The organism is Actinomyces haliotis, from assembly GCF_015355765.1.
Lineage (GTDB): Bacteria > Actinomycetota > Actinomycetes > Actinomycetales > Actinomycetaceae > Actinomyces > Actinomyces haliotis.
Window position 1 is genome coordinate 93,006 of sequence record NZ_JACWNA010000005.1, and the last position, 15,918, is coordinate 108,923.

Consider the following 15,918-nt stretch of genomic DNA (forward strand, 5'->3'; position numbering starts at 1 on the left):
ACCACGTGAGTGAGCGGGCACCGCAGGAGGAACCGGACGACGGGTCGCGCCGTCCCTCCTCCCCGCGCGCCTCACGCCTCGAGAGCGCCCGCGCCCGCCACGCCGAGGCACGGGCACGCCGCCGAGCCGAGCCCGCCCACCTCACCGAGACGGAGGTCCGCTCCACCTGGAGCTGGCTGCGCGCGGTGCCCAGCCGCGTCGCCACCCTCCTGACCGACGTCTGGCGGACCGAGCGCCACCGCCTGTGGATCATGGCGCTGGGCGTCGCCGCGGTCGTCGTCCTCCTGGCCGTCCTCGGCACCGGACGCCAGGAGATCTGGGAGATCCTCTCCACGGTCGCCCTCGGCGCCCTCGTCCTCGCCGTTTCCCGCGACCACCGCACCGCCGGCGCCGTCGTCGTCTCCCTGCTGGTCCTCAGCCTCGTCGGCACCCTCGCCGGCCCCCGCTGGAGCCCGACACCCGTCCACACCGACCTCGCCCCGAGCACCAGCGACACCCGCGTCGGCGGCGACGTCACGACCCCCGCCGTCGGCACCTACGACGTCGAGACGGCGACGGTCCAGGTCACCCAGGCCGACGGCGAGACGCTCCCCGCCCTGCTCCGACGACCCAAGGGCGTCACGACCCCCACCCGCGCCGTCGTCTTCATGCACGGCGCGGGCACGCACACCGCGTGGGGCTTCGCCGAGCAGGCCGACTCCATCGCCTCCACCGGCGTCACCACCCTCGTGCCCTCCAAGCCCATGGAAAACTACAGCACGACCAGCCGCGACTACGTCTCGATGGCCGCCGACTACGAGAAGAGCGTGGACTGGCTCCGGTCGCAGGACTTCGTCGACCCGGACCAGGTCGGGATCTACGCCGAGTCCGAGGGCGGCTTCCCCGGCGTCGTCCTCGCCGCCCAGGACCAGCGGATCGCGTTCCTCGTCCTGGCCAGCGCCCCCGTCGTCCTCCTGCGCCAGCAGGCCTCCTTCGCCGCCGTCAACTACCTCGACAACGTCGGCGTCCCGCCCGCCATCCTCTCCGTCATCCCGCGCGTCCTCGGATCCCAGGAGATCCCCGGTGGAGGCTTCGACTACGTCGACTTCGACGCCCGCTCCTACGAGCGGCGCATCCGCGTCCCCATCCTCATGCTCTACGGGACGGGGGACTCCTCCATGCCGATCGTGCAGGGGCCCGAGACGGTCCGCGACGCCATCGCGGCTAACGGCAACAAGGCCCTCACCGTGCGCTACTACGAGCGCGCCAACCACGGCCTCAAGCTCGGCAACTCCACCGACGGCAGGCTCGCTCCGGGCGTCGCCCGCGACCTCAGCCGCTGGATCGACGGGCTGCCGGTCACGGCGAGCGCCTCCCCGCAGGTCGCCGGAGCCACCCCCGTCCAGGACTTCTCGGCGACGACGCCCGGAGCGACCCGCTGGTACGCCTCCGGGGACCTCATGGTCCTCGCGATCCTCTCCGGCTTCCTCCTCCTCATCGCCGCGGGGCTCGTCTGGCTCCTCGGTCAGGCGCCCCGGCTCGTGGGACGCCGCGGCCTGCACCTGCCCGACCCCGTCGGCCGGTGGACGGCGGCCCTGGCACTGTCCGTGACCGCCTCGTGGGTGCTCTACCTGGCCTACCTCGTCGCCGTGGCCCGGCTCGCGGTCTCCTACCGGTCGAACCCGTGGCTGTCCTACGGCGGCTGGGCCGTCGCGCAGCTGACGGCGCTCGGCACGCTCGTCCTCCTCGTCAAGCTCGTCGCGCGCGCGTGGCACGTGCGCGGGCACGAGCGTCACGGACGGGACGAGGGCGGCCGCTGGCTCACCGTCCCCTCCGGCGCGGTCCTCGCGCTCGCGCTCACGGGAACGGTCGTCCTCCTCGTGGACCTGTCCTACTGGGGGCTCTTCCCGGTGCTCCTCTGACGCTCGCGCCCGCAGGCGCGCTCCGCCGGCCACGCCGAGCGACCCGCGGGGACCGAGGACCTGCGCGAGTGTTTCCGAGGGGTTACTCTCGTCACGCCGTCGTGGGCCCCGTGACACACCGTCGTGCCACCGTGACGGCGCACCCACCCGAGGAGCCGAGGAGAACCGCGCATGTCCACCACCCCCGCCGGAACCACTGACCCCGCCGCCCGCGCCTGCCCGGACGAGCTCTGGGAGATCGGCCAGCGCGCCGTCACGAGGGCGAGACGATGGGCGGACGAGTCCTCGGCGGAGTCCACCCCGCGCACGGCCGCGCTCCTGTCCGGCATCCTCGCCGACCCCGAGGGCCTCGACTTCACCACCCGCTTCGTCGACGACGTCGTCCGCCCCGTCGACCTCGACGTCGCCGGCGACGCCCTCATCAAGCTCACGAGGCGCCGCAACGACTTCCTCCCGCCCTACCTGCGCGCCGCCCTGGGCCTGGGAGGCGCCGCCTCCCGGCTCGCCCCGCGCACCGTCGCCGCCGTCGCCCGCCGCACTTTCCGCGAGATCGTCGGCGACCTCGTCGTCGACGCCAGCCCGGCCGGCCTTGGGCCCGCGCTCGCCCGCCTCCGCAAGGGCGGTCACCGACTCAACGTCAACCTCCTCGGCGAGGCCGTCCTCGGCGAGGCCGAGGCCACCCGCCGTCTCGAGGCCGTCTCCGAGCTCGTCCAGCGCGACGACGTCGACTACGTCTCCGTCAAGGTCTCCGCCGTCACCGGCCCCCACGACCCCTGGGGCTTTCAGGAGGTCGTCGCCCACGGCGTCGAGGCCCTCACCCCGCTCTACCGCCTCGCACGCGACAACGGCACCTTCCTCAACCTCGACATGGAGGACTACAAGGACCTCGACCTCACCATCGCGGTCTTCACCGCGATCCTCGACCAGGAGGACCTGCGGGGCTACGAGGCCGGCATCGTCCTCCAGGCCTACCTCCCGGACTCACTCGGTGCCATGCAGCGGCTCCAGGAGTGGGCCAAGGCCCGCGTCGACGCCGGCGGCGCCCGGATCAAGGTCCGCTGCGTCAAGGGCGCCAACCTCTCCATGGAGCGCGTCGACGCCGAGATCCACGGCTGGGACCTCACCACCCAGCCCTCCAAGCAGGACACGGACACCAACTACAAGCGGATCCTCGACTGGGCCATGACGCCCGAGCGGACGCGCAACATCCGCCTGGGCGTGGCCGGCATGAACATCTTCGACTGCGCCTTCGGCTTCGAGCTGCGCCGCGCCCGCGGCCTCGAGGACACTGACGCCGTCGAGTTCGAGATGCTCTCCGGCATGGCCGAGGACATGCAGAAGGTCGTCACCCGGGACACCGGCCACCTCCTCCTCTACGTCCCCGTCGTCAACCCCAAGGAGTTCGACGTGGCGATCTCCTACCTCGTTCGCCGACTCGAGGAGAACGCGGCCCCGGAGAACTTCATGTCCGGCGTCTTCGACATCGCGATGAACGAGGAGGTCTTCGACCGCGAGCGCGGCCGCTTCCTCGCCGCGCTCTCCAACGTCGACCCCGCGGCGCCCGTGCCGACCCCGAACCGCACCCAGGACCGCCTCGCCGAGGCTGCCGCCGGCGTCCCCGAGCCCACGGGCGCCGACTCCGAGCAGGCCCGCCGCACCTTCGCCAACGAGCCCGACTCCGACCCGGCCCTCGCCGCCAACCGCCAGTGGGCCCGCGACATCGCGGCGCGCATGAGGGACTCCCGCCTGGGCGCCGACGCCGTCGACGCCTCGGCCGCCCGCCTCGCCACCACGACGGACGTCGACGAGCTCATCCTCGACCTCGGCGACGCCGCCGCCTCCTGGCGCGAGCTAGGCGCCGAGGGACGGGCCGCGATCCTCCACCGCGTCGCCGACACGCTCGGCGCCCGCCGCGGCGAGCTCATCGAGGTCGCAGGCTCCGAGGCCGGCAAGACCGTCAGCCAGGCCGACCCCGAGGTCTCCGAGGCCATCGACTTCTGCCGCCACTACGCCGAGCGCTCCCTCCTCCTCGAGGACCCCGACTACCTCGGCGGCGCCACCGTCTCCCCGGTGGAGGTCACCGTCGTGGCGAGCCCCTGGAACTTCCCGCTCGCCATCCCCACCGGCGGCGTCGCCGCCGCCCTGGCGACCGGCTCCACCGTCGTCCTCAAGCCGGCCCCGCCCGCGAAGCGCTGCGCCGCCGAGCTCGTCCGCGCCTTCCACGACGCCGGCGTCCCCGAGAACGTCCTCGTCCTCGCCGCACTCGACGACGGCGAGGTCTCCCAGCACCTCGCCGAGCACGACGGCGTCGGCCGCGTCATCCTCACCGGCTCCTACGACACGGCGAAGCTCTTCCGCTCCTGGAAGCCCGGCATGCACCTGCTCGGCGAGACCAGCGGCAAGAACGCCATCATCGTCACCCCCTCGGCGGACCCGGACCTCGCCGTCAAGGACACGATCGCCTCCGCCTTCGGCCACGCCGGCCAGAAGTGCTCGGCGGCCTCGCTGCTCATCCTCGTCGGCTCCGCCGGCCGCTCGGAGCGTATCGCCCGCCAGCTCGTCGACGCCGCCCAGTCGCTGCGCGTCAAGATGCCCTGGAACCTCGACTCCGAGGTCGGGCCGGTCGTCCAGCCCGACGACGAGAAGGCTCTGCGCGGCCTCACCGAGCTGGGGGAGGGCGAGCACTGGGTCGTCAAGCCCGAGAGCCTCGGCGACGGCCTGTGGCGCCCCGGCATCCGCGCCGGCGTCACCCCGGGCAGCGAGTACCACCTCACCGAGTACTTCGCCCCGGTCCTCGGCGTCATGCGCGTGGAGACCCTCGAGGAGGCCATCGACGCCGTCAACGCCGTCGACTACGGCCTCACCTCCGGCCTGCACACCCTCGACCCGGACGAGCTCGCGCTGTGGCTCGACCGCGTCGAGGCCGGCAACCTCTACGTCAACCGCGGCATCACGGGCGCCATCGTCCGCCGTCAGCCCTTCGGCGGCTGGAAGCGCTCCGCCATCGGCTCCACCACGAAGGCGGGCGGCCCGAGCTATCTGCTCGGCCTCGTCGACGTCCTGCCCGGCGACGACGCCACCCGCGACGCCGAGGAGGAGCGCGCCTCCGCGAAGGGCCGGCACGACCTGGGGAGCCTCCTCGAGCCCCGCGTCAAGGCCGTCTACGACGCCGTCGCCGGCGACCTCGACAAGCGCGACGTCGCCTTCCTGCGCCGCGCCCTCGTCGCCGACGCGACGGCCTGGGCCGACGAGTACGGCGTCGGGCGCGACGTCTCGGGTCTCGCCTGCGAGCGCAACGTGCTGCGCTACGTGCCCTCCGACGTCGTCGTGCGCGCCGGCGCGGGCACGAACGTCGCCGACCTCGCGCGCGTCCTCGCCGCGGGCGTCCTCGCGGGCGGCGAGGTGAGCGTGTCCGCCGCCGAGGAGCTCCCGACGCGTCTGGCGTCGGCGGCTCGCGCCGCGGGCGTCGAGGTCGCCGTCGAGGCGCCCGGCGTCTGGGAGTCGCGCCTCGCCGACCTCGCCTCCTCCGGCGAGCTGGGCGTGCGCGTGCGGCTGCTCGGACAGCGCGGCGTCGACCCCGAGGCCCGCTGGTCCGAGGCGAGCCGTGTCACCGGCGGAAGCCCGGACGTCGCCCTCTACACCGGGGGCGTCACCGCCTCGCCGCACGTCGAGCTCCTGCCGTTCCTGCGCGAGCAGGCGGTGAGCGTCACCAAGCACCGCTTCGGCACCCCGCTGGACCTCGCCGAGGGCCTGCTCTGAGACTGTGAGACCCTGGAGACCCTGGGGGCCCAGCAGACGCATGAGGCGCTGCGCCGCCCGAGCTCTCCGCGCGCATGGACCACGCTGGTGATTCTGGACCGCCTGAGACACTGTCTCAGGCGGTCCAGTCTCGTCGCGATGGTCCAAGGAGCGTCGGGGACCGATGGGCGGGGGACGCACGCAGCGCCGGTGCGCGCGGAGCCCACCGGTGGCGGGCGTGCCGGCGCCGTCTGGAGGCGGTGCGAGGTCCGGTCCGCGTCGCCGTCTGACACGGGTCACGATTCGGGGTACGGTCGCCACGTGCGAGCGACCACGAGCGCGCGCGTCCGCATGACCCGGACGCGCCTCAGCCTCCTGCTTAGTCGCCGCGGCGGGGCCTGACCAGGCCGGCACCCCGACCGCGGCTCTCTCCGCGACGCCAGCCACCGGGTACCCCGACCCCGCGCCCGCCGCACCACCACGCGACGCGCCGGAGCCGGACCCGCGTCCAGCCACCTGCACCAGGAGAAACCCATGCGCACCGCCCGTCCCGCCCCCCAGCAGCCCTCCGGGATGCCCTTCTCGAAGTACCTGCCCTTCCTCTCCACCCTCGACACGGACCTGCCGGACCGCACCTGGCCCACCAGGCGCATCGAGAAGGCGCCGCGCTGGCTCACCACCGACCTGCGCGACGGCAACCAGAGCCTCATCGAGCCGATGGACGCGCGTGCCAAGCGCGCCGTCTTCGACCTCCTCGTCCGCATGGGCTTCAAGGAGATCGAGGTCGGCTTCCCGGCCGCCAGCCAGACCGACTACGACTTCGTCCGCTCCCTCGTCGACGACGACGCCATCCCCGAGGACGTCACCATCTCCGTCCTCACCCAGTCCCGCGGCGACCTCATCGACCGCACCGTGGACGCCTGCGTCGGCATGCCGCGCGCCACCGTCCACCTCTACAACGCGCTCTCCCCGCTGTTCCGCGACGTCGTCTTCCGCATGGGCCGCGACGACATCCGCGAGCTCGCCGTCGACGGCACCCGCCAGGTCATGGCCCGCGCCGAGAAGGTCCTCACGGACGACACGATCTTCGGCTTCGAGTACTCCCCGGAGATCTTCGTCGACACCGAGCGCGACTACACCCTCGAGGTCTGCGAGGCCGTCATGGGCGTGTGGCAGCCCGAGGACGACCGCGAGATCATCCTCAACCTCCCGGCCACCGTCGAGCGCGCCACCCCCAACGTCTACGCGGACCAGATCGAGTGGATGAGCCGCAACCTCTCCCACCGCGACGCCGTCTGCCTGTCCCTGCACAACCACAACGACCGCGGCTCCGGCGTCGCCGCCGCCGAGCTCGGGCTCCTCGCCGGCGCCGACCGCGTCGAGGGCTGCCTCTTCGGCCACGGCGAGCGCACCGGCAACGTCGACCTCGTCACCCTGGCCCTCAACCTGTTCAGCCAGGGCGTCGACCCCATGCTCGACCTGTCCGACATCGACGAGGTCCGCCGTGTCGTCGAGCGCTCCACCCAGATGGACGTGCCCCCGCGCACCCCCTACGCCGGCGACCTCGTCTACACCTCCTTCTCCGGCTCCCACCAGGACGCCATCAAGAAGGGCTTCGCCGCCCGCGCCAAGGACGTCGAGGCGAAGAAGGCGGAGGGCCTCGACGCCGAGGCGGCCGAGGCGGCCGTGCCGTGGCGCATGCCCTACCTGCCGATCGACCCGCACGACGTGGGCCGCTCCTACGAGGCCGTCGTGCGCGTCAACAGCCAGTCCGGCAAGGGTGGCGTGTCCTACCTGCTCAAGACGACCCACAACCTCGATTTGCCGCGCCGCCTCCAGATCGAGTTCTCCCGGATCGTCCAGCGCCACACCGACACCTACGGCGGCGAGGTCAACGCCCAGAACCTCTGGGCGATCTTCGCCGACGAGTACCTGCCCGCCAAGGCCGCTCCCGACGCCGGCCTCGCCCCCTGGGGCCGCTTCGAGCTCAAGGGCGCCACCCTCACGGCGGTCGGCGAGGACGACTCCATCCTCACCGTGACGGTCCGCGAGGACGGCGAGCGCAAGCTCCTCACCGCCTCCGGCAACGGCCCGCTCGACGCCTTCGTCTCCGCCCTCGAGCAGACCGGCGTCAAGGTCAGGGTCCTCGACTACGCCGAGCACGCCATGTCCGAGGGCCGTGACGCCCGCGCCGCCAGCTACGTCGAGTGCGAGGTCAACGGCCAGGTCCTCTGGGGCGTCGGCATCGATCCCTCCATCACGACCTCCTCGTTCAAGGCGATCATCTCCGCCGTCAACCGCGCCATGCGCTGAGCACGGCCGGCCCGCTCAGCCGGCGGGGTGCCGAGATCGAACGGTGCGGCCCGAGAGCGAACCAGCAGGGTTCGATCTCGGGCCGCACCCGTCGATCCCGACGCCGCTGGGCCCCGTCCGCCGACGGCGCAGCGGCCCTCGGCGCCGTCGCCGGCCGCCCGTGGCACAGTGGCCCCCGTGGAGAGGCTCTTCCGGGACGAGGCGATCGTCCTGCGCACGTACAAGCTGGGCGAGGCGGACCGCATCATCGTCCTGCTCACCCGCTCCCACGGCCAGGTGCGCGCCGTCGCCAAGGGGGTGCGCCGCACGACCTCCCGCTTCGGCGCCCGCCTCGAGCCCTTCTCCATGATCGACGTCCAGCTCCACAAGGGGCGCAACCTCGACGTCGTCACCCAGGTCGAGACCATCGACCCCTTCGCCGGGCTGATCACGAGCGACTACGCGGTCTTCACCTGCGCCTCCACCATGGTGGAGACGGCCGAGCGCCTCACCGAGGACTCCGGGGACGTCGACACCGCCGACTCCCCGCAGCAGTTCCTCCTCCTCTACGGTGCCCTGTCCGCCCTCGCGCGGCGCCGGCACGCGCCCGGGCTGGTCCTGGACTCCTACCTGCTGCGCGCCCTCGCCCTCGCAGGCTGGGCGCCGTCCTGCTTCGACTGCGCCCGGTGCGGCGCGCCCGGGCCGCACACCTCCTTCCACGTCCAGGCGGGCGGCGCCGTGTGCGAGTCGTGCCGCCCGGCCGGCAGCGTCGACGTCGAGCCCGGCACGATGGCGCTCCTCGGATCGCTGCTCTCGGGTGCCTGGGGCGTCGCCGACGCCTCAGCGTCCCGTGAGAGGGCCCAGGCCTCCGGGCTCGTCTCGGCATACTTGACCTGGCACCTCGAGCGCCGCCTGCGCTCCCTCTCCCTCGTCGAAAGGGCCTGACGTGACCGACGCCGCCGGAACCGGCTCCGCCCCCTCGCTCGTCCCCGACCGCGTCCCGCTCCACCACGACGGCCTCATGCCCCCGGCGCTGCCTCGTGAGGCGCTGCCGCAGCACGTCGCGTGCGTCATGGACGGCAACGGCCGCTGGGCGAACGCGCGCGGCCTGGCCCGCACCGAGGGGCACCGGGTGGGGGAGTCCACGATGATGGACGTCATCGCCGGCGCCGTCGAGCTGGGGATCCCCGAGCTCTCCGTCTACGCCTTCTCCACGGAGAACTGGCGCCGCTCGCCCGCCGAGGTCCGCTTCCTCATGGGCTTCACCCGCACGGTGCTGCGCGCCCAGACCGACGATCTCCTCGACTGGGGCGTGCGCGTCAACTGGGTGGGCCGCGAGCCCCGGCTGTGGAAGTCGGTCCTGTCCGAGGTGCGCCGCTCCGAGCGGATCACCGCCGGCAACGACACGATGGTCCTCAACATGTGCCTCAACTACGGCGGCCGCGCGGAGATCGCCGACGCCGCCCGCGCCATGGCCCAGGACGTCGAGGCCGGGCGCCTCAAGGCCTCCTCGATCAGCGAGCGGACCGTTCAGCGCTACCTCTACTCGCCGTCCATGCGGGACGTCGACCTCTTCATCCGCACAGGCGGTGAGCAGCGCACGAGCAACTTCCTCATGTGGGAGTCCGCCTACGCCGAGCTCTACCTCTCCGACCTTCCCTGGCCCGAGTTCGACCGGACGGCCCTGTGGCGGGCCGTCGAGTCCTACGTCGGGCGCGACCGCCGCTTCGGCGGCGCCGTGGACGCGGTCGCGCCGCAGGGCTGATCCCGACGGCGCCGCTCGCGGCCGCTACCATCAAGCTCTCACCACGCCGAGAAGACCCCGCAAGGAGCACCGTATGAGGATCGTCGTCGCCCTGGGCGGCAACGCCATCTCCCGCCGTGGCGAGGAGATCTCCGTCGAGAACCAACGGCGCAACATCCGCGACGCCTGCAGCTCCCTCGCCGAGATCGCGGGCGCGCACGAGCTCGTCATCACCCACGGCAACGGTCCCCAGGTGGGCCTCCTCGCCCTCCAGAACGCCGCCTACACCGAGGGCAGCCTCTACCCCCTCGACACGCTGGGCGCCCAGACCCAGGGCCTCATCGGCTACCTCATCGAGATCGAGCTGCGCAACACCCTCCCCGATCGCAAGAAGCTCACCACCGTCCTCACCCTCGTCGAGGTCGACCCCACCGACTCCGCCTTCCAGCACCCCACGAAGTTCGTCGGCCCCGTCTACACCCCTCAGCAGGCCCGCTCCCTCGCACTCGGCCGGGGGTGGACCTTCGCCATGGACGGCGAGCTGCCGCGCCGCGTCGTTCCCTCGCCGCGCCCCGAGCGGGTCATCCAGATCGACTCCGTCAAGCGGCTCCTGTCCGCCGGGCACGTCGTCGTCTGCACGGGTGGCGGCGGCATCCCGGTCTCCCGCGACGAGGACGGGATCCTCTCCGGCGTCGAGGCCGTCGTCGACAAGGACGCCTCGTCGGCCGTGCTCGGACGCGAGATCGGTGCACAGGCACTCGTCCTCGCGACCGACGCCGACGCCGTCCACGTCGACTGGGGCACCCCGAACGACAAGCGCATCGCCGTCATCGGCGCGGAAGCGCTCGACACGATGGAGTTCCCGGCCGGCTCGATGGGGCCCAAGGTCGAGGCGGCCACCGCCTTCGTGCGCAGCAGCGGCCACGAGGCCTACATCGGACGCCTCCAGGACGTCTCCGCCATGCTCGAGGGGAGCAGGGGCACGCGCGTCGTCCCCGGGGACGCTCCCGCCCAGCTCGTCTGAGGCCGGCTGAGGGGGCGAGCCAGTGGCTCAGGCCCCCTGCGAGCCCGCGGCCTCCTCGGCGTCGGCCTTCGCCGAGCAGTCGGCGCACAGGCCGAAGAACTCCGCGGTGTGCTCCATGCGGGTGAAGCCCGCCTCGGCGGAAACACGGCGGATCCAGGACTCCAGCTCTCCGCCCGAGACCTCGACCGTGTGGCCGCAGACGCGGCAGACGACGTGGTGGTGGTGCTCGGTGCGCTCGCACTCGCGGTAGAGCGTCTCACCCTCGGCGTTGCGGACCTGGTCCACCTCGCCGGACTCGGCCATCGCCGTGAGGTTGCGGTAGACGGTCGCCAGCCCCACCTTCGTGCCCTCGGACTCGAGGGCGGCGTGGATCTGCTGCGCGGAGCGGAACTCCTCCGTGCGCTCCAGGATGTCGGAGACGGCGGCGCGCTGCCAGGTGGCGCGGGGGCGCGGAGAGACGCTTCCGGCGGTGCTTCGGTGCGTGGTCATGATCGGGTCACGGCTCCTTCCGGCCCTCCTGCGACGGTGCGGGACGCGTGGCCGCCCAGGTGCACCAGGCCCGTGACGACGGCGGTGAGAGCGTACAGCGCGACGAGCAGGACGACGATCATCGCGCCCGGGGAGGCGGCCACGACGTAGGTGATCGTGAGGCCGACGACGCAGGTGATGACCCCGATGAGCATCGCGAGGCGCATCGTGCGACCGAAGGAGTGGGAGACGAGCTGGGCGACGGCCACGGGCACGATCATGACGGCGGAGACGAGCAGCGCCCCGACCACCCGCATCGACACGGAGACGGTGAGCGCGGCGACGACGGCGATCGTCACGTTGAGCACGCCCGTGGGCAGACCGATGGAGCGCGCGAACTCCTCGTCGTGGCACAGGGAGAAGAGCGGGCCGCGCAGGCCGATGCCGACGACGAGCACGAGGACCGACAGGACGATCGTGAACCAGGCGTCGGAGACCGAGACGGTGGCGATCGAGCCGAAGAGGTAGCTCGTGAGGTTGGTCGTCGTGCCGCCGGCGACCTTGATGAGGATGACGCCGCCCGCGATGCCGCCGTAGAAGAGGATGGCCAGCGCCACGTCGCCGCGGGTGCGGCCCTTGGCGCGGATGACCTCGATGAGGACGGCGCCGGTCACGGAGGCGATGATCGCGCCGGGCACGGCCCAGGCGTCCGAGGGGGTGACGTTGGCGGCGGCGCCGGCGAGCCAGCCGAGGGCGACGCCGGTGAGCGCAATGTGTCCGATACCGTCGCCGAGCAGGGCGAGCCCGCGCTGGACGAGGTAGGTGCCGACCACGGGGGCGGACAGGCCCACGAGGACGGCGACGATGAGGGCCCGCTCCATGAGGGGGCTCGCGAGCATCTCGGCGAAGGTGGCGATCATCGGGTGCCTCCCGGGGTGCGGCCGTCCTGGTCCGGCAGGGACGTGGACAGCACGGGTGCGTGGTGGACGGCCGGACCGGTGTCGCCGTGCGGGTGCTCGTGCTCGCAGTCGTCGAGGTGGTCGTGGCCGAGGGAGTCGTGGCGGGAGTGGTCGTGGTGGTCGGGCGCTACGTCGGCCACGGGCCCGTCGGAGACGACGCGGCCCTCGTCGAGGACGACGGCCCTCTCGACGACGTCGGCGAGCTCGCCCATCTCGTGGAGGACCGTGAGGAGCGTGAGGCCCTGCGCCCGCAGGCCGGTGAGGATCGAGGCGAGCGCCTCGCGGCTGGCGCGGTCGATGCCGGCGAGGGGCTCGTCGAGGACGAGGAGCTCGGGGTCGCGCACGAGGGCGCGTGCGATGAGGACGCGCTGGGCCTGACCGCCGGAGAAGACCTGGACGTGGTCGTCGGCGCGGTCGGCGAGCCCGACGGCGTCGAGCGCCGCCAGGGCGCGGGCGCGGGCGTGGCGCCCGCGGTCGGCGAAGGGACGGCGGGGGCCGAGCAGGCCCGAGCGGACGACCTCGAGGGCCGTCGCCGGCACGCCCGAGCCGGCGCCGACCCGCTGGGGGACGTAGCCGACGCGCTGCCAGGGGACCCGGGAGCGCTGCGTCGTCGGGTGCCCGAAGAGGCGCACGGTGCCGGCGGCCGGCTCGATGAGCCCGAGGACGGTCTTGACGAGCGTCGACTTCCCTGAGCCGTTCGCGCCGAGGAGCGCGACGGACTCGGCGGCGTCGACGTCGAGGTCGACGCCGTGGAGGATGAGGCTCGAGCCGAGAACGACGCTGACGTCGTCGACGCTCACGGGACGCGGGGACGACGCCGCCCGGTGGTCACCGGACGGCGTCGTCTGCTCACCCGAGGTCGCGGGGGAGGTGGGTGTCATGGAGGTGTTCCGTGTCCTTCCGGGGCGCTCGCGCCCGAGGATCGTGGTGCCGCGGGCGATCATCGCACGGCGTCGGCTGGTCGGGCCCGGTGGTCCGCTTGTGTGACGACGTGCGCCGTCCGCACGGTGCGGTCACTTGCAGTCGAGGGCCGTGCGCAGCTCGTCGAGGTTGGTGGTCATGGCGCTCGCGTAGTCGCCCTTCTCAGGGGCGGACTCGATGGGGGAGAGGACGGCGGTCTTCGCTCCGGTCTCGCTGGCGACGGCCTCCGCGGTCTTGGGGGAGACGAGCTCCTCGGTGAAGATCGTCGTGGTCCCGGTGGACTCGACGACCTTCTTGACGGCGGCGAGGTCGGCGGGACTCGGCTCGGACTCGGGGTCGACGCCGGAGATCGAGGTCTGGGTGAGGCCGTAGCGCTCGGTCAGGTAGCCGAAGGCCGCGTGCGAGGTGACGACGTCGGTGCGCTTGCACTGGGCGAGACCGTCCTTGAAGGAGGTGTCGAGCTTGCCGAGGGTGCCCTCGAGGGCCTTGAGGTTGGCCTCGTAGTCGCTCGCGTGGGTCGGGTCGGCCTTGGCGAGGGCGGCCTCGACGGCGACCGCCGCGTCCTTCATGCGGACCGGGTCGAGCCAGAAGTGCGGGTCGGACTCGTTGGCCTCCGAGTTGTGCGAGCCGGTGGAGGAGGCGCTGGCGGAGTCGGTGGAGCCCGCGGAGGCCTCCTCCTCGTGCTCGTCCTCGACGCCGTCGTGGTGCTCGAGGTCGACGTCGCCGGCGAGGTCGAGCACGGTGGGTCCGGAGACCTCGGAGACGGCGTCATCGAGGGAGGGCTGGAAGCCGGAGACGTAGGCGATGAGGGAGGTGCTGCTCAGGGCGGTGACGTCCTTGGGGGAGAGCTCGAAGTCGTGGGGCTCGACGTTCGTCGGGGTGACGGAGCTGACCGAGACGTGGTCGCCGCCGACGGCCTGGACGAGGTACTGGACGGGGTAGAAGGAGGCGGAGACCTTGAGGGCGCCGCTCGAGGTGGTCGCCTTCGCGGCGCTCTCGGAGTCGGAGGACAGGGCGGAGCAGGCGGACAGGCCGAGGGCGAGTGAGAGCGCGGCGGCTCCGGCGAGGGCGCGGCGCGGGGAGGACAGGATGTTCATGAGAACCATTCTTCCCACGAGGATGATTCTCGTCAACATGAGGCGGGTGGATGTGGTGAGACCGACGTCCGTCGGCCCCGGGCTGCCCGCAGAGGTCAGTGCCCTCCCGAATAGACTGGCGCCACTCGTTCCCACCATCCAGGTGCGGATCACGACTCACACGAGGAGACCCTCCGTGGCACAGAACGCCTCCACGCTCGACCGCGTCATCAACCTCGCCAAGCGGCGCGGCTTCGTCTTCCCCTGCGGGGAGATCTACGGCGGTACCCGCTCCGCCTGGGACTACGGCCCGCTCGGCGTCGAGCTCAAGGAGAACATCAAGCGCCAGTGGTGGCAGTACATGGTCCGCGGCCGCGAGGACGTCGTCGGCCTGGACTCCTCCGTCATCCTCCCGCCCGAGGTGTGGGCCGCCTCCGGCCACCTCAAGGCCTTCACCGACCCGCTCATCGAGTGCACCTCCTGCCACAAGCGCCTCCGCGAGGACGAGCTCCAGGAGGCCTACGCCGCCAAGCACGGGGTCGAGAACCCCGACGACGTCACCCTCGAGCAGCTCGTCTGCCCCAACTGCGGCACCCGCGGCCAGTTCACCCAGCCCAAGCCCTTCTCCGGCCTGCTCAAGACCTACCTCGGCCCCGTCGACGACGAGTCCGGCCTGCACTACCTGCGCCCCGAGACCGCCCAGGGAATCTTCGTCAACTTCGCGAACGTCATGAGCGTCGCGCGCAAGAAGCCGCCCTTCGGCATCGGCCAGGTCGGCAAGTCCTTCCGCAACGAGATCACCCCCGGCAACTTCATCTTCCGCACCCGCGAGTTCGAGCAGATGGAGCTCGAGTTCTTCGTCGAGCCCGGCACGGACGAGGAGTGGCACCAGTACTGGATCGACTACCGCCAGGCCTGGTACACGGACCTGGGCATCTCCGAGGAGAACCTGCGCCAGTACGAGCACCCCAAGGAGAAGCTCTCCCACTACTCCAAGCGCACCGTGGACCTGGAGTACCGCTTCGGCTTCACGGGCTCCGAGTGGGGCGAGCTCGAGGGCATCGCCAACCGCACCGACTTCGACCTGTCCACCCACGCCGAGCACTCCGGCAAGGACCTGTCCTACTTCGACCAGCAGAAGAACGAGCGCTGGACCCCGTACGTCATCGAGCCCTCGGCCGGCCTGACCCGCTCGCTCATGGCCTTCCTCGTCGAGGCCTACACCGAGGACGAGGCCCCGAACACCAAGGGCGGCGTCGACACCCGTGTCGTCCTCAAGCTCGACCCGCGCCTCGCCCCCGTCAAGGCGGCCGTCCTGCCGCTGTCCCGCAAGGAGGAGCTCACCGGCCCTGCTCGTGAGCTCGCCGCGCACCTGCGCAAGGCCTGGAACGTCGACTACGACGACGCCGGCGCCGTCGGCCGCCGCTACCGCCGCCAGGACGAGATCGGCACGCCCTTCTGCATCACCTACGACTTCGACTCTCCGGAGGACGGCGCCGTCACGGTCCGCGAGCGCGACACGATGGCCCAGACCCGCGTCCCGCTGAACGAGGTCGAGGGCTACCTCGCGCAGCGCCTCATCGGCTGCTGACCGAACCGGTCTCGCCGAGTCAGCCCGTTCGGCGTGAGTCAGCCCTCTGAGGGGGCGGTCTCGCGCCGAACGGGCTGACTCGCGCTCGGGGCCGTGCGCGGCGTCCGCCAGGCGGCACTCGCGCTCCGCGGGCGGTCTGGCGCCATGTGCTGCCGTGAGCACCCCGGCGCCCCACGAGCACGCACACTCGGCTCCCCTCGACCT

The 15,918-nt window shown here is 72.3% G+C and carries 11 protein-coding genes; 7 read left to right on the forward strand and 4 right to left on the reverse strand.

Annotated features, from left to right (window positions below; genetic code table 11):
* Positions 1 to 5: 5 nt before the first annotated feature.
* The 6 genes from IXW69_RS04300 (at position 6) to IXW69_RS04325 (ending at position 10,699) form a co-directional block, all read left to right on the forward strand.
* Positions 6 to 1,901 carry an alpha/beta hydrolase family protein gene (locus IXW69_RS04300; protein ID WP_323745169.1) on the forward strand — a complete coding sequence of 632 codons (1,896 nt, stop codon included), beginning with the start codon at positions 6 to 8 and terminating at the stop codon, positions 1,899 to 1,901.
* Between the two features lie 171 nt (positions 1,902 to 2,072).
* The gene (locus IXW69_RS04305; protein ID WP_194785131.1) at positions 2,073 to 5,660 is read left to right on the forward strand and encodes a proline dehydrogenase family protein; all 3,588 of its coding nucleotides are present in this window, start codon (positions 2,073 to 2,075) and stop codon (positions 5,658 to 5,660) included.
* 513 nt (positions 5,661 to 6,173) lie between these two features.
* On the forward strand, positions 6,174 to 7,952 hold the full coding sequence (leuA, locus tag IXW69_RS04310; protein ID WP_194785132.1) for a 2-isopropylmalate synthase: 1,779 nt from the start codon (positions 6,174 to 6,176) through the stop codon (positions 7,950 to 7,952).
* Between the two features lie 177 nt (positions 7,953 to 8,129).
* Positions 8,130 to 8,876, forward strand: coding sequence for a DNA repair protein RecO (gene recO / locus IXW69_RS04315; protein WP_194785133.1), 747 nt, complete (start codon positions 8,130 to 8,132; stop codon positions 8,874 to 8,876).
* Between the two features lie 76 nt (positions 8,877 to 8,952).
* Positions 8,953 to 9,696: a polyprenyl diphosphate synthase gene (uppS, locus tag IXW69_RS04320; protein ID WP_194785168.1), complete on the forward strand. Its 744-nt coding sequence runs from the start codon at positions 8,953 to 8,955 to the stop codon at positions 9,694 to 9,696.
* 73 nt (positions 9,697 to 9,769) lie between these two features.
* A complete protein-coding gene (locus IXW69_RS04325; RefSeq protein ID WP_194785134.1) occupies positions 9,770 to 10,699 on the forward strand; it encodes a carbamate kinase in 930 nt (309 codons plus the stop codon).
* Positions 10,700 to 10,726: 27 nt separating this feature from the next.
* Here IXW69_RS04325 and IXW69_RS04330 read toward each other — a convergent pair whose 3' ends face one another.
* The 4 genes from IXW69_RS04330 to IXW69_RS04345 all read right to left on the reverse strand — a co-directional run bounded on the left by IXW69_RS04330 (position 10,727) and on the right by IXW69_RS04345 (position 14,153).
* Positions 10,727 to 11,188 (reverse strand): Fur family transcriptional regulator, encoded by a 462-nt coding sequence (locus tag IXW69_RS04330; RefSeq protein WP_194785135.1) that lies wholly within the window; start codon positions 11,186 to 11,188, stop codon positions 10,727 to 10,729.
* Positions 11,185 to 12,087, reverse strand: coding sequence for a metal ABC transporter permease (locus tag IXW69_RS04335; RefSeq protein WP_194785136.1), 903 nt, complete (start codon positions 12,085 to 12,087; stop codon positions 11,185 to 11,187). Before IXW69_RS04335 ends, IXW69_RS04330 begins: the two co-directional genes overlap by 4 nt.
* Complete coding sequence (locus IXW69_RS04340; protein WP_194785137.1) at positions 12,084 to 13,007, reverse strand: metal ABC transporter ATP-binding protein; 924 nt, start codon at positions 13,005 to 13,007, stop codon at positions 12,084 to 12,086. Before IXW69_RS04340 ends, IXW69_RS04335 begins: the two co-directional genes overlap by 4 nt.
* A 132-nt stretch (positions 13,008 to 13,139) precedes the next feature.
* A complete protein-coding gene (locus IXW69_RS04345) occupies positions 13,140 to 14,153 on the reverse strand; it encodes a metal ABC transporter substrate-binding protein (protein WP_194785169.1) in 1,014 nt (337 codons plus the stop codon).
* A 166-nt stretch (positions 14,154 to 14,319) separates the two neighbouring features.
* Between IXW69_RS04345 and IXW69_RS04350 the strand changes: the two genes are divergently transcribed.
* Positions 14,320 to 15,714: a glycine--tRNA ligase gene (locus tag IXW69_RS04350; protein WP_323745170.1), complete on the forward strand. Its 1,395-nt coding sequence runs from the start codon at positions 14,320 to 14,322 to the stop codon at positions 15,712 to 15,714.
* The last annotated feature ends 204 nt before the right edge of the window (positions 15,715 to 15,918 follow it).